19 protein-coding genes are annotated in these 20919 nt (G+C 47.3%); 7 read left to right on the forward strand and 12 right to left on the reverse strand.

Features of this window, described 5'->3' with window-relative positions; translation table 11 throughout:
- Nucleotides 1–36 precede the first annotated feature (36 nt).
- The 3 genes from MKX75_RS28110 to MKX75_RS28120 are packed head-to-tail and all read left to right on the forward strand — an operon-like array spanning nucleotide 37 to nucleotide 3865.
- Nucleotides 37–855, forward strand: coding sequence for a polyphosphate polymerase domain-containing protein (locus MKX75_RS28110; protein WP_339167688.1), 819 nt, complete (start codon nucleotides 37–39; stop codon nucleotides 853–855).
- A complete protein-coding gene (locus MKX75_RS28115; protein WP_076332062.1) occupies nucleotides 848–1528 on the forward strand; it encodes a DUF4956 domain-containing protein in 681 nt (226 codons plus the stop codon). Before MKX75_RS28110 ends, MKX75_RS28115 begins: the two co-directional genes overlap by 8 nt.
- 27 nt (nucleotides 1529–1555) lie before the next feature.
- A complete protein-coding gene (locus MKX75_RS28120; RefSeq protein WP_339167689.1) occupies nucleotides 1556–3865 on the forward strand; it encodes a carbohydrate-binding domain-containing protein in 2310 nt (769 codons plus the stop codon).
- A gap of 110 nt (nucleotides 3866–3975) precedes the next feature.
- Here MKX75_RS28120 and MKX75_RS28125 read toward each other — a convergent pair whose 3' ends face one another.
- The 4 genes from MKX75_RS28125 to MKX75_RS28140 form a co-directional block, all read right to left on the reverse strand.
- Complete coding sequence (locus MKX75_RS28125) at nucleotides 3976–5385, reverse strand: MDR family MFS transporter (protein WP_339167690.1); 1410 nt, start codon at nucleotides 5383–5385, stop codon at nucleotides 3976–3978.
- 154 nt (nucleotides 5386–5539) lie between these two features.
- Nucleotides 5540–6004: a MarR family transcriptional regulator gene (locus MKX75_RS28130; RefSeq protein ID WP_264930984.1), complete on the reverse strand. Its 465-nt coding sequence runs from the start codon at nucleotides 6002–6004 to the stop codon at nucleotides 5540–5542.
- Nucleotides 6005–6108: 104 nt separating this feature from the next.
- On the reverse strand, nucleotides 6109–6687 hold the full coding sequence (locus tag MKX75_RS28135; RefSeq protein WP_339167694.1) for a class I SAM-dependent methyltransferase: 579 nt from the start codon (nucleotides 6685–6687) through the stop codon (nucleotides 6109–6111).
- Nucleotides 6688–6713: 26 nt separating this feature from the next.
- On the reverse strand, nucleotides 6714–7385 hold the full coding sequence (locus MKX75_RS28140) for an FHA domain-containing protein (RefSeq protein WP_169480002.1): 672 nt from the start codon (nucleotides 7383–7385) through the stop codon (nucleotides 6714–6716).
- Between the two features lie 293 nt (nucleotides 7386–7678).
- On the opposite strand from MKX75_RS28140, the gene MKX75_RS28145 reads away from it, so the two are divergent.
- Nucleotides 7679–7834, forward strand: a complete 156-nt coding sequence (locus MKX75_RS28145) for a hypothetical protein (protein WP_175623730.1) — start codon at nucleotides 7679–7681, stop codon at nucleotides 7832–7834.
- Nucleotides 7835–8240: 406 nt separating this feature from the next.
- Here MKX75_RS28145 and MKX75_RS28150 read toward each other — a convergent pair whose 3' ends face one another.
- Nucleotides 8241–10835 (reverse strand): DUF2339 domain-containing protein, encoded by a 2595-nt coding sequence (locus MKX75_RS28150; protein WP_339167698.1) that lies wholly within the window; start codon nucleotides 10833–10835, stop codon nucleotides 8241–8243.
- 190 nt (nucleotides 10836–11025) lie between these two features.
- A complete protein-coding gene (locus MKX75_RS28155; RefSeq protein WP_339167700.1) occupies nucleotides 11026–12069 on the reverse strand; it encodes an LCP family protein in 1044 nt (347 codons plus the stop codon).
- Between the two features lie 333 nt (nucleotides 12070–12402).
- On the opposite strand from MKX75_RS28155, the gene MKX75_RS28160 reads away from it, so the two are divergent.
- Complete coding sequence (locus tag MKX75_RS28160; protein WP_339170627.1) at nucleotides 12403–13377, forward strand: aldo/keto reductase; 975 nt, start codon at nucleotides 12403–12405, stop codon at nucleotides 13375–13377.
- Nucleotides 13378–13521: 144 nt separating this feature from the next.
- On the opposite strand, the gene MKX75_RS28165 is transcribed toward MKX75_RS28160, so the two are convergent.
- The 3 genes from MKX75_RS28165 to MKX75_RS28175 form a co-directional block, all read right to left on the reverse strand.
- Nucleotides 13522–13983, reverse strand: coding sequence for a MarR family transcriptional regulator (locus MKX75_RS28165; protein ID WP_062836692.1), 462 nt, complete (start codon nucleotides 13981–13983; stop codon nucleotides 13522–13524).
- Nucleotides 13984–14115: 132 nt separating this feature from the next.
- Nucleotides 14116–14793: a TIGR00266 family protein gene (locus MKX75_RS28170; RefSeq protein ID WP_062836691.1), complete on the reverse strand. Its 678-nt coding sequence runs from the start codon at nucleotides 14791–14793 to the stop codon at nucleotides 14116–14118.
- Nucleotides 14790–15185, reverse strand: coding sequence for a winged helix-turn-helix transcriptional regulator (locus MKX75_RS28175; RefSeq protein ID WP_076332068.1), 396 nt, complete (start codon nucleotides 15183–15185; stop codon nucleotides 14790–14792). Before MKX75_RS28175 ends, MKX75_RS28170 begins: the two co-directional genes overlap by 4 nt.
- A 164-nt stretch (nucleotides 15186–15349) precedes the next feature.
- Between MKX75_RS28175 and MKX75_RS28180 the strand changes: the two genes are divergently transcribed.
- Both MKX75_RS28180 and MKX75_RS28185 read left to right on the forward strand, forming a co-directional pair.
- Nucleotides 15350–16543 (forward strand): MFS transporter, encoded by a 1194-nt coding sequence (locus tag MKX75_RS28180; RefSeq protein WP_062836689.1) that lies wholly within the window; start codon nucleotides 15350–15352, stop codon nucleotides 16541–16543.
- A 215-nt stretch (nucleotides 16544–16758) separates the two neighbouring features.
- The gene (locus tag MKX75_RS28185; RefSeq protein WP_076332070.1) at nucleotides 16759–17616 is read left to right on the forward strand and encodes an aldo/keto reductase; all 858 of its coding nucleotides are present in this window, start codon (nucleotides 16759–16761) and stop codon (nucleotides 17614–17616) included.
- 90 nt (nucleotides 17617–17706) lie between these two features.
- On the opposite strand, the gene MKX75_RS28190 is transcribed toward MKX75_RS28185, so the two are convergent.
- From MKX75_RS28190 to MKX75_RS28200, 3 genes are all read right to left on the reverse strand, one after another.
- A complete protein-coding gene (locus tag MKX75_RS28190; RefSeq protein ID WP_083679559.1) occupies nucleotides 17707–18759 on the reverse strand; it encodes a pectinesterase family protein in 1053 nt (350 codons plus the stop codon).
- Entirely contained in the window at nucleotides 18756–19868 is a 1113-nt protein-coding gene (locus MKX75_RS28195) for a glycoside hydrolase family 88 protein (RefSeq protein WP_339167703.1), read from the reverse strand. Before MKX75_RS28195 ends, MKX75_RS28190 begins: the two co-directional genes overlap by 4 nt.
- Nucleotides 19869–19938: 70 nt before the next feature.
- Nucleotides 19939–20904 carry a LacI family DNA-binding transcriptional regulator gene (locus MKX75_RS28200; RefSeq protein ID WP_076332231.1) on the reverse strand — a complete coding sequence of 322 codons (966 nt, stop codon included), beginning with the start codon at nucleotides 20902–20904 and terminating at the stop codon, nucleotides 19939–19941.
- Nucleotides 20905–20919 lie beyond the last annotated feature (15 nt).

The raw sequence follows: 20919 nt of genomic DNA on the forward strand, positions 1-20919 counted from the left end.
AACATACAACCCACCAACGAAAGGAATGAGTCCCACATGGCTATTGAAGTATTCAACCGATATGAGAGCAAGTACCTTCTGACGGATGAGCAGTACGCACATTTCTACAACGACCTGCTGAAATACATGGAGCTGGATGCCTACAACAAGAAACATGAGTATTACTCCATCAGCAACCTGTACTTCGACACTCCACAGGATTCCCTGATCCGCGCCAGTCTCTCCAAACCGAAATACAAGGAGAAGCTGAGACTGCGAGCTTATGGAATCCCTGAAGAGAATGCCAAAGTGTATCTGGAGATCAAAAAGAAAGTATTCGGCCTGGTGAACAAACGCAGAACCGCCTTGAAGCTGGATGAAGCCTACGAATTCGTTCGTTCGGGACAGGCGCCGGAGCTGGCGGATTATATGAATAAGCAGGTTGTCGAAGAGATCAAATATTTCCTTAGATTATACGATCTTGAACCAAAAGTGTATCTGGCGTATGAACGCAAAGCGCTCTTCGACAAGAACAGCCGGGATCTTCGCATTACCTTTGACACCAATATTCGCAGCCGCAGATACGATCTGAAGCTGGAACAGGGAGATTACGGTGAACCGCTGGTAAAGGACGGTCGATGGCTGATGGAAGTGAAAGCCGAGAAAACCGTTCCGCTGTGGCTGTCGCAACTACTCTGTGAGCATGGTCTCTACCGCACCGGATTTTCGAAATACGGCAACGAGTTCAGACATCTGGTGAGAACAACCAACCTGAATTACCAGACGGAGCGCATCCTTGTACCAGGTACCGACTTCAACCCATCCATAGAACAAGATAAAACGATTATAGAAAGAGAGAGTGTCCTATATGCTTGATTCACTGTTCAGTTCAGCCCTAACCGATACCAACCTGACGTTTAACAACGCAGTCATCACCATTGGTCTTGCCATCATTCTGGGGTTAATCATCAGCCTTACCTACATGAAGACTAACCAAAGCACATACTCCCAGAGCTTCACCTTAACGATGGTCGTCCTGCCCGTCATTGTCGCCATCATCATCCTGCTCATCGGCAGCAACATCGCACGAGCTTTCAGCTTGGCAGGTGCCTTCTCGATCATCCGATTCCGAAGCGCCCCTGGTGATCCAAAAGACATTGCTTACGTATTGTTCACGATGGCTTCCGGTCTTGCCTGCGGTGTAGGCGCTTTTGGATACGCGGTGCTGTTCACCATTATCCTGTGTGTACTGATGTTTGTTCTGAGTCGCTTCAACTTCGGCGGCAAGAAAAGTCAGCTGAAAACGCTGAAAGTCACCATTCCCGAAAACTTAAGCTATGAAGAAGCCCTTAATGAAGTGTTCCATAAATTCAACGTACCTTTTGATCTGAAAAAAATCAGAACGACCGAACTCGGTAGTCTGTACGAGCTGGTCTACAGTGTAACCATTCACGAAAGTGTTAGCCAAAAGGAATTCCTCGATGCGATCCGCACACGGAACGGTAACCTGGATATCTCGTTAACCATGAGTCCAACAACGGAATATTAATTTTTAATTCGAAGGGAACGATCTAATATGAAGAAGAACATGATAACAGGTAGCAAACTTTGGTCCATCGCCATGATTACCAGCCTACTCGCAGCATGCAGTGCACCAGCAACGACAAGCACAACCGCCAATGCCGCAACATCAACGACAGGAACAACCAAAACGGTATCTGTCAGCGAGCAAACTTCTGTGAAATATGCAGATCTGGTCTCTCTGGATGCTGACGATACCAATATTAGCTGGAGTGAAGCAGATTCCACAGCGATTAAGCTGAACGGCACAACGGCAACGGTGACCGGTTCGGGCGCCAAAGCAGCCAACGGCTCAGTAACCATCTCCGAAGCAGGCACTTATGTACTTAGCGGTGAGCTAACGGATGGCCAGATCGTGGTTAACGTTGCCGATAAGGGTACTGTGCATCTCGTATTAAACGGAGCAACCATCCATGATAATGACAGTGCAGCGATCTATATTCAAAAAGCCGGTAAAGCGGTGATTACACTCGAAAAAGGAACCAAGAATACCGTATCCGATGGTAAAACATATGTGTACGCCGACGCTACGACAGACGAGCCGGATGCTGCGATCTTCAGCAAAGCGGATCTTACGTTCAACGGTGCAGGTCAATTGACCGTCACAGGTAACTATAATGAAGGTATTACGAGCAAGGATGATCTGAAAATCATTAGCGGTAACATCAGTGTTAAAGCAGCAGATGATGGTATCAAAGGTAAGGATATGGTCGCCATCCAAGCGGGTACCATCACCATTGAAGCCAAAGGTGACGGTATTAAATCAACTAATGACACAGATACCACCAAAGGTTACGTTGCTATCGCAGGAGGTACCTTCGATATCCAAAGTGGCAATGATGGTATTCAGGCTGAAACTGCACTCGTTACGGATGGCGGCACATACAACATTTTAACGGGCGGCGGTAGCGCCAATGCACCAGCTAAAGTAGAAGAAGGTCCGTTTGGCGGCGGTGGCGGTGGATGGGGTGGCGGCACACCACCAACCGATATGGGTACACCACCGGATGGCGAACCTCCTGCAGACATGCCAGAGATGCCTACTAACAGCGGTACGAATGCAGGTGCTAATACAAACGGCGCAGCAGCATCCAACTCTGCCAACACAACAACAACAACAACAACAGATAACAATGCTGATGCGGACACAGCAACAACAGCAACCGAGTCCACAAGTGCCAAAGCACTTAAAGCAGGTACAGACCTTACGGTTAATGGCGGTACGTATACCATTGATTCCATGGATGATTCCCTGCACAGCAACAATAACGTGACAGTCAATGACGGAACATTCAACATTGAATCCGGTGATGACGGCATTCATGCCGATCAGGCCCTGACGATTAACGGCGGAACCATCACGATTGCGAAGAGTTATGAAGGACTTGAAGGTGCAATCATCACCCTGAACGATGGGGATGTGGATGTAACAGCATCCGATGATGGCGTAAATGCTGCTGGTGGCGAGACGGAAACAGCTGCGAATACTGCGGCAAGTACAGATAGCGCTACTACAGCAACCGATGTAGAAACGACATCCAACATCTCTGTAACCGAAACAACAGGCACAACATCGACTACTGATCAGACATCCCAAGGTACAGCTGCTAATCAGCAAGGACGTGGACCTGGCGGTATGGGTGGTGCAGCAGCAAGCAATAACGAGTTCCACATTAACGGCGGCTCCCTCACTGTGAACGCAGGTGGTGACGGACTGGATTCCAATGGTTCCATCAACATGACTGGCGGAACAGTTATTGTGAACGGACCGACGGATAACGGTAACGGAGCATTGGATTATGACGGTACATTTGAAATCAGCGGTGGATACCTCGTGGCTGCCGGAAGCTCTGGTATGGCACAAGGAACATCCGATGCGTCTACGCAAAATACCATTGTAATGACATTCCCTGCAACGCAAAAAGCTGGAACACTTGTACATGTACAAGACAACGAAGGCAACAACATTCTGACATTTGCTCCGGCAAAAGATTATCAAACCGTGGTTGTCAGCTCCCCGGATCTGAAAAAAGATGGCTCCTATATGATCTACTCCGGTGGTACGTCTACAGGTAAAGCCGTGGATGGACTATACACAGACGGTACCTATAGTGGCGGAACTCAAGTAGTTGCATTCCAATCGACTAGTAATGTAACTTGGGTGAATGAATCGGGTGTAACGACAGCCAATACAGGTATGGGCGGTCCTGGTGGCGGTGGACAAGGCGGATTCGGAGGCGGCAGAAACAGATCGCAATCCGGTACAACATCCGGCAGCACAGGCACTACTGATTCTGCAAAATAATCATGATTTGTAGTTAAGTGTATAATTAGAAGCACTAGGTCCCGAAATCACGATAACAGTGAATTCGGGACCTAGTGCTTTCATTTTTCAGGAAGAACAGGAGTAACTGTTCATGCGTTCCTTTTATTTGTAAGATACAAACTAGGGATTAGAATAATTACAAGAATAACGCTGGATAATAGAAATCCGGCATGGTACCCCTTCAACTCATTTATGACCGTTGGTTGCAACCCTTGTATGACCGTTGCAACAACCGTCGCGATAATAGCTGAGCCAAAGCTTGAACCAAGATTCTCAATCATATTAATGCCCACACTCGCTTCAGGGAGCTGTGTGCTATCAAGCCCAGTGTATGCTTCACTTGTTAACGGCAGACTAATCCCTCCAATACTCGCACCACGAATGAACAATATAACGGAAATCCAGATCATACTTGTTTTATCAGAGATGAAAATAAGCGGAATTGAACCAATGAGAGAAAGAAATAAACTGACGATCACTACATATTTGGGTCCAATTTTATCAATCATTTTTCCAAGTAAAGGCCGAGTAACAAGCATCCCAACCCCTTGGGGGATAAGAGCAACTGCTGTTTCAATCGCCGTAAAATGGCGGAAGTTTTGAAAGAATAGCGGGAGGATTAACATCGGGCCCATAAGAGCAATATTTGCCATAAACAAGCCGGCACTTGAAGCAGCAAAACTTTTATAAGTAAACAAACTCATGGGCAAGACCGTCTGATTCTTGCGAATGAGATTATAAGCCATATATATGACAGCCAAACCCACACCAATACCCACCCATAAGATCGTTTCATTATTGTTAAACGTAGCATGTTCCGCAGCTCTCGTTATCCCGTAGATTAAAGCCCCGCTCATGGAAGACAAATTAATAATGCCAAACAGATCAAGCTTATTCTCTTTGTTGAAAGGTTCAAAGTCAGGAATTGTTTTCATCATTACTGGCGCAGCGATCAACACGATGAACACGTTAATGAAGAAAATCCATTGCCAGGATGCCCCCTGAACGATGAATCCTCCAAGGACTGGACCCAGAATAGGGCCGAAGATCATAGGCGTACTTACGATGGCCATCACTTTTCCCAAGTGATCTTTCCCTGCCGTTTTCACCAAGAGGGTAAACATGAGGGTCGTAATCACCCCTGCGCTGAACCCTTGAAGTAAACGAAAGAAGATAAAACTCGAAATGTTCCAGCTAACACCTACTAAAATAGAAATCACTCCAAATAGGATAACAGCACCAATGAAAATCTTCTTGCTATTAAACTTGTTCATAAGCCAACCGGAGATGGGAACTGCCATGGCAAGAGCCAGAACATATCCTGTAATGGCCCATTGAATAATATTTAAGGTTGTATTGAAATCATGTGTTAATTGATCTATGGAAATATTCACCATGGTAGAGTCAAGCATAGGTGCAATGGCTCCAAGAGCTATAGCCCAGGCTGCCATGAGCACCTCTTTGGGTAATTCAGTGGTTTTGACGTTTTCTTTAGTCATATGTGTCTCCTCTTTGTATTATTGTTTCCTTTTCAACAAAAAATGTAACTCTTTTTTGTTTCCTTGTCAATAATAATTATTCAAATAAAAAAGCAACCTACCCTCGATTAGAGTAGGTTGCTTTTTGTATTAACCTTCCATTACACACATTTATCTAAATGTCCAAACCCTGTTTCTTTATCTCTGCGTCCAAATGTTTGCTGTATTTCTCCATAAACCTGAGCATTCCATCTAATTGCGCTTCGGTTACCTGCTCAAACACAGCCTGATCCCGCTTTTGAAATTCTTGGTGAAGTTCCTCGTGAATACCGAATACAACGGTCCCTTTCTCGGCCAGTCTGAAATAGACTTCTTTCTTGTTCTCCGGCTTCTGGTAGACTTCGATCAATTTTTTTTCGATAAGTTTCTTCGTCAATTTACTTATGGCACCCTTGGTCATATACAGCGACTCTGCAAGCTTTGTCACATTGGGATCGATATTCTTTCCAATATATTCAATGCAATGAACTTCGGAAGACTTATAACCACGAAGACTGGCTTCCATCTTCGACTTGTTAATCCAGACCAGTTTATTAAATAATTCTCTGAAATGATCAGTCACTTGTTCTTGTTTATTCATAGCTATATACACCCCACGTGAGTTATAACATGCATTGAACGAAAGCAGAAACATGAGGGTCTCATTCCTCCGGTTTCTCCTGTCTCCAATCATAAGCTTCTTCATCAAAAAGCATACACATACACCTTGGTACGCAGGGCATCCCGGCATGTTATAGTGCGTAGCGGTTCCTTGCCCGGCAGGGCAAAACAGACGCTAATCACCTTGGCACCCGGCGGAAGCTCCCGACTGAACTTGTCCAGAAGTCGGGTCATCGCTCCCGGAAACAGATAACAAATCACACAATCTGCATGTTCATAAGAACTGGTGTAGATATCCCCGCGCATGAAGCGCAGTCTGCCCTTGAGAGAGTGCTTGTTTCCCTTGGCTCGACGTAAGCGAACACTGAGATAAGCAATTATCTGGGAAGACCATAAGGGAATAGTAGAATTCTCAATCCCGGTCAGCCTTTTACCAGGGCAATGCCTTACAACATCCATTCCCAATGTACCCCATCCGGAGCCGGCTTCGAGCACATCCCCGTACCCTGGAATACGGTTCACCTCCTGAATGACCACTTGTCTGACACGACTGGATGTGGGCATCGGGGAGATCCCGTTTTTCCAACTGACGAGTACGATGGATATGACACATATCAATGTCACCACGGCAATCAGCCATGGAATTAGATGAACGATGAACATAGCATCATCCCTTTGTTATCACGCATTCATTCGGGCACATGAGACTTCATGTATACCCCTTTTTTGTACACAGACTTGATCGTAAAATGTACACCCAGCTTGCGATTCGTCCGATAGATCAGCGAGTTAATCTCGTCGATCCCTACCGCTTCACTCTCCAGCATGCTCCGCTCCGGCCACACCTGAGCCACAATTTGTTCCCTTGTCACAAAGTGGTCCAGTTGACTATACAGCAGCTTGAACAGCTGATATTCCTTCTTGGACAGCGGAATCTCCACTTCACCGATCTGTACGGTTTGCAGGTGATCCTGTAAACGCACACCCTCACCCAGCAGATCCGACACACGATATTCCCTCGTCTCTCCAAGATCGCCTTCCGTGCGAAGCTGGATCAGGCCATTGACCAACGTCAGGCTGTCTCCCTCGCCAAACGGATATTTCTCATAGGGAACGAGGCGCTGCCCGTTCAGTTCGGTTCCATTTTTGCTATCCAGATCCTCGATCCATAGCTGTTGCTGTACATCATAATGAATGCGGCAATGCCGCTTCGATATCATCTGATTATAGACAGACAAGTCCAATTCACTGCCGCCTGTATAACGTCCCACCGTAATGGAGCGACCCTGGCTTACATAAGCGAATGATCCGTCACTTTCCTGTCCTGGCGTACGAATGACGATTTTTGCCGTCTCCCGCATATTATTCTCCCACCTTCAACGATCACTCGATCTCTATAAGAGGTTGTTCAAAGATCCCATCTTCTCGGTACTGAAAACCGGTCTTTTTGAACACGTACTATAAACATTTCATAATAATAATGATAAATTCATCAGATTTGTTCCATTGTTTGCCCCGCTATAGTTCAATATAGTGGTATACAGGAACGATTTATGTTTGGTTCTACTCACTCTACTATACCAGACGTTGTGCTTTTTTTCTCATGACGACCGGATGTATACTTTAGCTCATTCAACAAGAGAGGTACCTTCTAATGAACAAAAAAAACATTTTCATATACGTACTACTCGCCTTCGCCCTGTCCATGACATTAACCGTGCTCTCCCGTATGAACGATGATGGCGGAGAATCACTGAAAGGCACATCGGCTACCGAAACTTCATGGTTACAAATGAAGATCCAACCCTAAGTCTACTCTATTATAACGTGATCTCCGCGCAAAACGTTTCACGAATGTCATATTAGGCTAAGCCATAGACTCAAATCAATAAGGCCCCAGGTTGCTGTTCGCAGCAGCCCGGAGCCTCATTTTAATACAAAAAATCTATACTACTACACGAAAAACTTTCTATCAGTTGAACAACACAGATAACGACTTATTTGCCTAAGCGAAGTGAAGTGGACAGTGGACACTCCCACCATCCGCACTCACGTCAATGCCGCTTCTTTCTCACGCCGAATTTCCTCCACGCATACACGATAAGAGCTACAGGGCCAGCAAGCCACAACAGTTGCCAAAGCATAATTTTCATGTCGAATCCCATTTCAAGAATCCCTCCCCATATAATCGCAAATGCAACTTCGGTCGTTCAGAATCAAAGATAGTCTTGTTCTTCCTCAGGCACAGTCGGTTCAGCGTCAGGCTTCTCTGTCTCTCTGGACTGTATTTCCTCCATCCGGCTGGACACCTTCTGATACAAGTAAGAGATCCCCAGCAATAACACACCGAAGCTGAAGTAGGCAAATATTTTGCTGCCCGAGGTAAGCATCCCCACATCATAGAACACCATCTTACCCGTAGCGAACAACGTTAGACCCAGGCCCAGACGCCGAATCATGACATATTTTCTACGGAATCCATAGGCAATATAGAGAATCGCCAGTAGCAGATAGATCAGGCTGAACATCAGCCCCACATCACCCCACTGGAATTGAATCGTCAGGAAGACGGTGATAACCCCTAGCAGGTATACCCCTACGATAACCGGGTACCATTCAATGCTCTTGAACTGACCACGGATGCCTGCAATCAGCAGATCCCTTCCTGCAAAGAATACCCCTACGTTAAAGATGATCAGCACCAGCAAACCAACAATCTCTGCCGCTGTATGCTGCTGAACTTCCGGCTGAAGCGCTGGCATGGTTAAGGTGACAGCCAGTGCAATACAGCAACCAATGGCATGCAGGAAGGCGGTATACACCTGTACATATCGATCAAGCAGTAGCTTCACCTTACTCAGTCCATAGGCTAATGCAATGGTGAGCGCTGCGAACATGAGCAACTTATAGAACATGTATAACAGGAACGTCCCATCGACAGCTCTGGTATACAATTCATTCGACTCATACAGCACGTATAACCACACATTCGCAAGTGTCACATACTTGAATCCGTTCAGGAAACCCAGCTCCAGCGCGCTGTAATTGAATCTCTCTCTGGAAGATGAGCTGCTGTAAACTGCCCAGGCATAATACAATGTAATAAGCAGTGTACCCAGCGTAACGCTGGAGTATTTTAACATAAAGTAAGAACGTTCCCCGATGAAGAATAGCGTCAGCAGGTCGTAGTACATGAAAGTGATTAAGCATAGAAGCACGATGCCCCAACCTGCACGTTCCACCGATTTGAGCCTTTTCAGATGTCCGAGCGTAACTAGCAGAACCCCTTCAATCAGCCAGCCCATCGATAACCACTTGGCCCCGAACTGGAACGGGATAATCAGAATGGCAAACGTCAGGGAAGTGACATAAAAGAGCAGAATCGTCTGTTTCTCCTGAGCCATATTGCGCTGGACGAATCGTGCGAGGCCTAGATACACCACGCAGAAGATCAAGGCCAGCAAGCCTTGAGCATCATTCCAATCCGCCACATCAAATAACACGTATAACATCAGACAGCTAATGCTCGTATTCATAGCGAGTAGAGCGAAATCCCACCAGGTTAACTTCATCCGGTGTTTGAATGGATATGCCAGCGTAATGCCCAGATATAATGCAAACGTCACTATGGAATACAACATGCCAATCTTCTCACTTGGCGACAGCCATAATAGGATGAGCATGGATGGGGTGTTGAACAGGAAACTGATATAGTGCACCACCGGCCACCGTTTGCCAAACGAAATGAAAACAATAATACCGTTTAAGAGCAGCAAATAGATCATGGCTACATAGACAGCAGGGCCTTCAAGCCCGAACGAGAACATGTAGGAGAATAACGGAAGATACCCGCCCACCAAACCTAGTGAACAGATGGTCTTCGACTGGTATCTCAAGGACAACAATACGGAGATTGCCGATACCAATACAGACAAGCCAAGTCCCGTATATAACCCGATAATATGCAGTAAGAAGTAACTATAGAAGATGGAGCCGAACAACACCGATATCCCGCCGCCGAGCAGCCCCATCGCAAACGTCTGCCTTTTGCGGCGGAAAAGCCACTCTCCTCCGGCGAGCATCAGTGCACCGAGCAGGAAAAAGGCTCCGCTCTTCATCTCGTCATTAAACCAGGTCGAGTACGAGTAACGGAACGCTGCTCCAACCCCCAGAATGAGGAGCAGGATGGCAACCTTGTTGATCCAGCTGAGTCCAATCTTCATCTCCATGCGATTCTGCTTAATCCGGCGTTGAATGGTCTCTTCGCTCAACCCTTCCTCCGCCATCTGCTCATATCCACGTTCCATGTGCCCACGCAGAGCCTCTTCTCTCTCCCGAACGGCTCGTCTGTGCGATTCAATACGCTCATTCACCTCTGCCGCAAGGTAAGCGATCCTCTCCTTCACCTCGTGAGAATCCTCTTGCAACTCCTGTGCGGCCTGGTTGTATAGCGCGTTTAGATTGGACTTGGTTCGATGTTCATGGAATGCAATTCGATCATTATGTACCGCTGTTTTCCCTTGAAAATAGGTCTCCATCTTCTCCCGGGATACCCGGATCAGATTCAGCTTCTCGTCCAGCATCTGTTCGGATAACGCCATGCGAAGACGTGCATTCTCTTCTTCCATCTTGCGCGAGCGAAGTTCAAGCTGTTGCAGCTTGAGCTTGTGGGCTTCGTACTGTTCCTGCAATTGTTCATTCTTAACGATCAGGTCATCGGACTCGTATTCCTGGAGCAGGGCGTTATACTCCTTCGCCAGTTGCTTCTGCTGCTCCTGAACCTGCCCAAGCCGTTCCTTAAACTCCTTCATGAGTTTCCTCCGTTGGTTGATGTTTAATCTTTTCCCTATATTTTACTATATGTATGCCATAAAAAGAGGTTTAAACATTAGATATATCCGTACAATATTTCATCCAAAGGATTTCAAACGCAAAAAAGCCGGGAAGCAGCCGCTTCGCCGGACTTTTATTCATATGAGCATTCTGCATAAGAATGGATGCTTATGCTGCATCTGGTGTATCTGCCTGATCCGCTGACTCGGGTTCAATAATCTCGGTCGCATCCGGGTCCAGCCAACTGGCGATCATACCACGTACATATTGCAGATCGTCCTCCGACAGATCGTAGAACCATACGCCACTGCGCGTCGCGCCTTCCCCCTTCAGCATGTAGTTGCTGATTGTGGGTGTACTGTCTTTCATATATAAGGACTCGGCAAACTTCACGATGAAGTCCGAAGTCATGTTGGTTGTAAAATTCGATCCGGCAATCTGGATCACATCCGGGATTTTGGTCAGATTTTTGACCTCCAGCGCACGATTCATGAAGGCACTTAAGAAAATCCGATGACGCATCGTCCGATTGAAATCGGAATCTTCGCGGTAACGCACATAACCAAGCGCTTCTTCGCCGCTATAGATCGGTTTGTTCGCTTCAACGAACAGCTTCTCATGCGCTTTTGATTTGTTCTCGATGTTCTTCTTGATCGGCAGTTCAACACCGCCCACCGCATCAACAATGTCCTTGAGCCCGTTAAAATTAATCGCGGCATAGAAATCCACTTTGTTCTCCAGCAAATTCTCCACCGTATCCATCGCCATCTTGGCTTCGCCGTGGGCATAAGCCGAATTGATCTTCGACTTCACATCCCGGCCGACAATTTCGGTATAGGAATCACGTGGAATAGACAGCAGCAGCACTTTATTGTCTTCTGGACGCACGACGGAATAGATGATGGTATCCGAACGGCTTGGTTCGTTATCGCGTTGGTCAATACCAAGCAACAACAGTGAGAATGGGTCCGTATGTTCTACAACAGGGGCATCCTTATCGCCAGCTGGTTTAAAGGAGTCATCCAAGGCTTCCTTCACCGTACCTGAGGCGAACATGTTAAAGGCAAACACGACGAGTTGCTTTTGATAGATAAATCCGAGTCCTCCCAACACAAGCAGCACACTTAGGGTGATGATCAATGGCTTCTTCCATTTCTTCTTCGGTTTCTTCGGCTTCCGTCTTGTTAAATGTGCGGCACTGTTTTCCATCATATCTCCTTTAATAACGGGTTCTTAGAATCATTTAACTATATTAATAACACGTTTTCAATAGATTGCGTTATAATCTGCATTACAAATGCATGTGCAAAAAGTCTGATTTTCAGTACCGAGAAGATGGAATGAAGCTAGAAATGGAGTAGCGGAGCGTAGGGAAAACTACGTGAGCAACTACAATGTTTCCGAAGGAAACATACTTCGTAAGCCCCTACTTATTTCGGCTGAATTTCATATTCGATGCTGATGATGCCGCCAGGCATCATTCGTAATCAAAAGTGGACTTTTTGAACTACCTCTACAAGATGAACAGAAAAGGAGCGATGAATGATGGAGTATCGACGTTTGGGCAATAGTGGTCTGCGTGTATCTGCACTGGGGCTCGGCACCAATGCGTTTGGCAAACGCGCAGATGAAGCAGCTTCTACCCGCATTATTCATGCAGCGATGGATCAGGGCATCAACTTTATTGATACCGCCAATATCTACGCAGGTACGGAATCGGAACGTATCATTGGACAGGCTCTCACAGGTCGACGGGAAAACGCGGTGCTTGCTACCAAAGCCGGACTTCCCCGGCATGATGGTCCCCATGGGCGGGGTTCCTCCCGCTACCATTTGCAACAAGAGCTGGAACATAGCCTGCGGCGTCTGCAAACGGATTATGTGGATCTGTACCAGATCCATACCTTTGATCCGCATACACCGCTGGATGAAACACTGCGCACACTGGACGATATGGTCACTTCCGGCAAAGTTCGTTACATCGGAGCCTCCAACTACGCAGCCTGGGAGCTGATGAAAGCTCTGGGGATCAGTGAACAGAAAGGTTATATGCGCTACATCTCCACCCAAACCAGCTACTCTCTGGCAGACCGTACACCTGAGCTTGAACTGGTTCCGATGTGTCTCGATCAGGGGGTAGGCATTATCCCGTATTTCCCGCTGGCAGGCGGTATCCTGACAGGTAAATATAACGGACAGGCCAGCGTGCCTTCTGGTTCCAGAGCAGACACCGATCCGTCCTTCAACCGTTTCCTGCTGGAGCATAATATCCAACTAAGTGAACAAGTGAGTGCTAAAGCTGCCTCATATGGCTGTTCCCCAAGTGTGCTGTCGCTCGCATGGCTACTGACACGTCCAGCTGTATCCACAGTGATTGTGGGTGCTACACGCACCGAACAGCTGGAACATAATTTGGCTAGTTTGGACATGTCACTGCCCGATGAGCTGTTGGCCGATCTGGATCAGATCAGTGACTCTTTCCGTCGCCGCGAGCCGTTTGCATCCTATCGAATCGATTAAAACAACTGAAATAAACCTCCTGACGGATAAAGTCAGGAGGTCTATTTGTATTTTGTAGCAACGCTATAATTATTAGTAATTAGAAAAACTTCCAGTTCCACTACATTATGTAGTTTAATAAAATAAAAAAAATTATATTATGGATTAGCCCTCTGTTTTTTGGCGAAGAAACTCCTGCATGATCTCCAAATACTCTCCCTTACGATCATCCAAAGTTTCGAAGAATGCCTTGTCCGATTCCTCAACAAGATGAATTCCCTCCACAGCCAATCGGGTTCCTTCTTCCGTTGTTGTGATAATATTGGCACGCGTATCCGTCTGATGACGAGCGCGGGTAATTAATCCTCTCTTTTCAAGTGCACGCAGAACCTGAGAAGTCACGTTAACATCCACCTTGGCAAACTGAGCAATCTGAACCTGAGTTACGCCTTTGCCTTCCTCATCGTGTTCATTGAGCCATAAACAGGCGTGCAACAATACAAATTGGGGCTGTGTTAGTTCGAGTGGCTCCAACACCCGACGTACTTCCTTTTGCCACATCGCTGTTACCTGCCACAGCAGGTATCCCGGGCTTTCTTGTGCGTTTTTATACTGTGAGCTTGTCATCTCATACCTCCATGATGTGCGACCTTGTGCAACAGAATATGTATCCATCAGATATTACAGTAAGTCCGTTATTCATATAACGATGATGGAAACACATCCGTTGCAACTCTGTGTATTCTTCTATAAAAATATTTAGCGCGTAGGAATGAACTGCTTCACCCATTGTCCGAATCCTTGCGGATTGCGGCTCTGTATAAGAATGGTTCCTTCTCCACGGAACCGACATACCAATCCTTCTCCACTTGTAACACTGGATAACCAGCCCTGTGAAGCTTTCTCAATGCGGTAATCTACATAATGAGGCCATGCCACCAAATGGGCATTATCCACGATCATTTCTTCACCCGCGGCCAGATTGATTGCATGGATTGCACCATAGGAAGACAGAAATACGGTTCCACGCCCACTAATCTCAATAATAAAGAAACCCTCTCCCGAAAAGAGACCTTTCTTCAGGTTTTGCATTTTGGTATTCACCTGAATGCCTTCAGTTCCTGCCAGAAATCCGTCTTTCTGCACATAGAGTGAATAGGAACCGTCCAATTCAACGGCTTCCACATCGCCCATGCTTGAAGGTGAGAGCAGAATCTCTGCCGATCCGCCCGCAGCCGTCAATTCCTGAAAGAAGAACTTCTCCCCGCTCAGCATCCGACCGAACCCGGCAAACATCCCACCTTCTGCTGAACCCTTCAGTTCAACCGTCGGAGTCATGGATACCATCGCACCACTCTCCGCCTTGAACCGCTCTCCCCGCTGCAAATGTACTTTAAGCATCGCAAAAGCACCATCATATAGAATCTCATAGTTCACGGCTGCACCAGCTCCCTATTGTCTGAGTTAAAATCATTGAGCCCATTGTCTTCCAGCACTGCTGATTTATCTCCGTATTCCTTCACAATATGCTGATCTCCCCAATTACAGAGCGCATTGAGAATCGGTTCCAAACTGCGGCCATAATCACTCAATTCGTACTCCACTTTGGGAGGGACCTGATTATATACAATCCGGTTGACGATCCTGTCGTTCTCAAGCTCCCTCAGTTGCTGTGTTAACATTTTCTGTGTAATTGCGGGCATAATACGCTTGAGATCACTGGTTCGCTTTTTCCCATGTGTCAGGTGACAGAGAATGACGCATTTCCACTTGCCACCGATCACCTCAAGGGTAGCTTCAACCGAGATGTTATATTTTTTTCGAACCATATCTTGCTTCCTCCCTGATGAATTGGATTACATCCGTCGCATGCTGTATAGGCACCAAAAAGTACGTAGGGTACTAAAAAGTACGTACTATTCAATCTATACCGAATAACTCATAATAGCATTTGCCGGTACGTAAATCTACATTCTGGGGAGCCCAGCAAGAAATGTTACAAGATTCAAAACGCAGCACGTGGGCGCTGCTAGCGCTGGCCATTAGTGCGTTCGCTATCGGTACTACAGAGTTTATCAGCGTCGGGCTACTGCCCCTTATTGCAGATGATCTCGGCATTTCCGTAACTACAGCGGGACTGACCGTTACTTTATATGCCTTAGGCGTTACCTTTGGGGCTCCTATCCTAACCTCACTGACGTCTACCGTATCACGCAAAACGTTACTGCTTGCCATCATGGTTGTCTTCATTGCCGGTAACACGATGGCTGCACTATCAACGGGTATCACCATGTTACTCATTGCACGAGTGGTATCCGCTCTGGCTCACGGCGTATTCATGTCCATCGGCTCCACGATTGCAGCCGATCTGGTACCTGCCAATCGCAGAGCAAGCGCCATTGCCATCATGTTCTCCGGGCTAACGATCGCCACGGTAACAGGTGTACCTCTCGGTACCCTCATCGGTCAACATTGGGGCTGGCGCGCTGCCTTTATCCTCATTGTTGTGGTTGGCATCATTGCGATGATCGGAAACCTGATACTCGTGCCATCCACGTTAAAACGTGGAACACGAACGGCATTCCGGGATCAGCTGAAGCTGGTTACAGGTGGGCGCTTGCTGCTTGCTTTTGCCATTACTGCTGTTGGGTACGGAGGAACATTTGTTGTTTTTACGTATCTGTCCCCGTTATTGCATGATATCAGCGGCTATTCTGAGAAAACGGTAGCGTTCATTCTATTGTTGTACGGAATCGCCATTGCAGTCGGTAATATCATCGGCGGCAGAGCAGCCAATCGCAACCCGCTCAAGGCGCTCTTCTACATGTTCATCATTCAGACCATCATTCTGGGCATCATGTACTTTACGGTCCCATTCAAGTTGGCAGCATTGCTCACCATTATGGGCATGGGATTACTGGCCTTCATGAATGTGCCTGGTCTTCAGATGTATGTTGTAACCTTGGCTGAACGATATGCACCACAGGCCAAGGATGTAGCCTCAGCTTTCAACATCGCAGCATTTAATGCAGGCATTGCCATAGGTGCCTATCTGGGTGGCGTGATCAATGACTCCATCGGTCTGATTCACACGACATGGGTCGGCGCCTTGATGGTTCTCGTAGCTGTAATCCTGACCGCGTGGGCTAAAATGCTGGAAAACAAGGATCAACAAGTACCAGCCTAAATGGAGAAAGTTTCGTTCTAAGCTTCATTCCGACCACAGGCGCAGGCTTTTGTGTATCGGTTCCAGCCATTGAAGGGAACCGGTTTCAAATCGTATTTTACTATACTATATACGTTGAGCCCTATTTGATCTAGTATGATTTGATTTTGTATGATGAAATAACGGCAATTCAGCTTGAAATGACTGATTTTTACACATTTGAAGGAGGAACTCTCATGACAACAGCTCAAACCGCACAACATTTACAATCTACAGTAACTTTGCATAACGGTGTTCATATGCCTTGGTTTGGACTTGGCGTATTTAAGGTAGAAGAAGGATCTGAATTGATTGAAGCTGTGAAAAATGCGATTAAACATGGCTACCGCAGTATCGATACTGCCGCAATATACGGCAATGAAGCTGGCGTGGGCCAAGCCATTGCCGAAGCCTTGAAAGAAAACAATCTGAAACGTGAAGAGTTGTTCGTGACATCCAAAGTATGGAATGCAGACCTCGGATATGAGGAGACACTTGCGGCTTTTGATACCACATTGAACAAACTGGGATTGGAATACCTCGACCTGTACCTAATCCACTGGCCTAAGGCAGGCAAATACAAAGCAGCCTGGAAAGCAATCGAGGAGCTGTATGCAGCCGGCCGTATTAAGGCCATTGGCGTAAGCAACTTCCAGATTCACCATCTCGAAGACCTGATGCAGGATGCCAAAGTGAAGCCGATGATCAATCAGGTGGAATACCACCCTCGCCTGACTCAGGTTGAACTTAAAGCTTTCTGTGAAAAGCATAGTATTCAACTTGAAGCTTGGTCACCTCTGATGCAGGGTCAGTTACTGGACAATCCGGTACTCACGTCGATTGCTTCAGCCAAAGGCAAATCGGTTGCACAAGTCATTTTGCGTTGGGATCTGCAAAATGGGGTCATTACTATTCCGAAGTCGACCAAAGAACAGCGGATTATCGAGAACTCCTCCATCTTCGACTTTGAACTTTCAAATGAAGAGATGGATCAGATCAGCGCCCTGAACGAAGATGTGCGCGTTGGACCCGATCCTGACAACTTCGATTTCTAATTAAAGAATGATACTCCAAAGCCTCCATACTCTTCGCGTCAGCGGGGAGTATGGAGGCTTTTTTGATATTTTATAGTAATCGTTCTACGCTTATCCTAGTTTCTCATGTGGCTGCCAGCCATCATTACCAGATAGCACACGGGATATGGAATACTCCGCAGCTTCTTGCTCTGTCAGGAACTTGGCCCAAGGTACACGACCTGATGTATCATCCGCACCAGGCCCCGCGCTGTTATACTCCGCATATCCAACCGTCGCTTCAGCATCTGCCTTGTTCCAGTTATGCCAGCCCACCTGTTTCACATGAGCACCGATCCAACAATTCAAGAAACAGACTTTGGCATGATTACGCCATGGCCTGCCGAGGTATACCGACTGGGGAGGTGCATTGCTGGTGAGATCACAATCGATAAATACATACCCATAACGTACATCCTCGGGTGTAGATGCTGCGGTAATCCAGCCGTTCACTTCGCCATTCGCAATCGCCGTATCGGACAAACGGTTCTTGGCAAAGATCTCACAACCCTTGAACACTGCCGTAGCCGAGCCAAAAATAAAATCGATGTCGCCCTCAATGTAGCAGTGCTCATAATATTGACGCAGCTTACGCCGCTCCGCCCCATCCCGTGGCCCGCCAAAGTAGCTGCGATCCAGCGGCTGCTCTGGCAATGGTCCGGTAAAGATCGTATCCTGATGGCCGATGAAGCGACAACTGCGGAACGCTGCCCGATCTCCATCCACGTACACAGCCAACGCCTGACCTACTACCTTGCCCGGCCCGGCTGAGTTAACGAAGGATATTTGCTCTGCTGTAAAATCGTCTGCTCCGATGAAAGCTGTATAAGAATGAAAAGTATGATACTGCGACCCATCCGGGAACTTCTTGAGCGCATAATCATCATATGTAATGATCGTATGCTCCGCTCCCTCACCGATCAGATGAATCATAGGCTTCTCAATATCTAGCTTCTCGTAATATACGCCTGCCTTAATTCGAATCATGAAGCTTTCGGTTCCGTGGTCCGGAGCGGCATCAATTGCAGCTTGTATGGTAGCATAATCACCCGTTCCATCCGGAGAAACGGTATAATATCGCATCGATTGACCCAGATTTGTATCTGTTGATACCTGCTTGCTCATGGCAATCGCTCCATTTCCAACGCAGCCAGCAACAGCGGAGCCATGCCCATAAAGGAATCGCTTACAATTGCTTCGCTCACATAGTAGCTGTAAGATCCGTCCCGGTCCAGACTGAGTCCTGCCCCGTGGCAGATTCCATTCAGCTTCACTCCGTCAGCGGTTTCTTCCACCAGTCTGGAGGTGAGTCCGTTCCAACCTTTATCCGCTGCCTCTCTAAAATGTGGCTCCAGATAACGCAAGCGTACACCCTTCGCGAGTGCATACACGAACATACTAGAGCCGGAAGCTTCCAGATAATTGCCTTTGCGGAAACCCTGATCAAGCACTTGGAACCACAGCCCACTCTCCTGCTCCTGCACCCGAACCAACGCGTTACACATCCGCTCGAAGATGCCAATAATCGTTCCGCGCTTTGGATGATGCACAGGGAAATGCTCCACGCTGTCTACAATAGCCATCGCATACCAACCCATGGCACGACTCCAGAAGTGAGCCGAACATCCCGTCAATGAATCTGCCCAGACCTGTTCCTTCGATTCATCCCAGCCATGATAAAGCAGTCCGGTGCGTGGATCACGTGTCTTGCGTTCAATCAGCAGAATCTGATGAGCTACCTCATCCCATAATTCCGGTCGGTTGAACTGCTTCGCATACTGAGCCAGAAAAGGCGATGACATATACAATCCGTCCAGCCACATCTGGAAAGGATAAATCTTTTTGTGCCAAAAGCCGCCCTCAGATGTTCGGGGCTGCCCTGCAAGTTGCGCCGCCAGTAGATGTGCGGCTTCCGCGTAACGCTGATCTTCGGTAGTTTCCATCAGCCCAAACAGGTTTGTGCCCTGATTGATCTGATCCAGGTTGTATTCTTCAAGTGAATACGTCGCAATGGAACCCTCTTGCTGCACATACATATCCATATGTCTCTTCATAAAAGCAATATACTCGTCCTTACCGTACTGTTTCCCCGTTTGCGCCATTGCCATTAGTGTCATACCCTGAACATAAGCCCATCGTTCAGAAGGAAACGCATGATACCCGTCCCCATCACATTGCTGGATAATCGTCTCTGCTATTCGCTCAGACCAGGATAATTGCGTCTGTACTTGCATAACGGACACCTCCTTGAATGTTGTACCATCCTTAACGTGCACATGTGCGTCTAATCATTCTTGTTCGTCGTTACTGACACTTTGCCGTTGAATTACGATGATTCAGCTTCGGCTGAATTACTACCGGATAGTCCACCTGTTCATCACGTATCAACGATACAATCAGCTCTGCCGCCTGCGCAGCCAGTTCATCCAGCGGTGGTCCGATCGTTGTCAGTGCGACCTCAGCGTATTGCATATCTGGCAGATCATCGTAACCAATTAATGAGATATCCCCGGGGACGCTGTAACCTGCTTCAAGCAGAGCCCGCAGCGCTCCCCGGGTCACCAGGTTGTTCAATCCGATAAAAGCCGTGGGCGAATCCGGGCCAAATGTATGATGACGTATGGCAAAATATCCGTCCTCCCAAGAGGAGTATGCTGGCAGTACATGGTCTTCGTTGAACACCAGGCCTGTGCGCTGCATAGCCTCCCTGTATCCTTCCAGTTTGATATTTTGCGAGTTGCCAATAAAACCGATTCGGGTATGACCCAGTGATTGCAGGTGCTCCACTGCTTTGAATATGCCCTCTTTCCGATCAATCTTAATGTATGGAGAGTTCGGCGTCTCATCTGTACCCAGCACGAAACATGGCATGTTGAGCGTGGCAAACTTTTTCCAAAATACATCCCGATTGTCCAAGGCATAGTCCCACAGGATACAACCGTCCACGCGAAGCTGGCTGAAGACATCCACCCCGTCATCGGCGACGACCAGAATCATCTGGTATCCCCGTTTCTTCAGTTCTGCGTGCAGACTGCCGGATATGTTCGAGAACAACGGATTACTCAGTTCATCCAGCACAAAACCGATGATATTACTTCTGCCTGTGGAGAGCTGACGAGCCAACATGTTTTTCCGATACTGGTGTTTCTCCGCAACGGCGAGCACCTTCTGTTTCGTCGCCGGTTTGATCCGCGGATCATCGTTAAGGGCCTTGGATACCGTGCTATAGCTCACCCCCGCCAATTTGGCAATGTCTTTAATGGTTATCAAAATCAATCAACACCC

Source organism: Paenibacillus sp. FSL R5-0341 (assembly GCF_037975235.1).
GTDB classification, from domain to species: domain Bacteria; phylum Bacillota; class Bacilli; order Paenibacillales; family Paenibacillaceae; genus Paenibacillus; species Paenibacillus amylolyticus_A.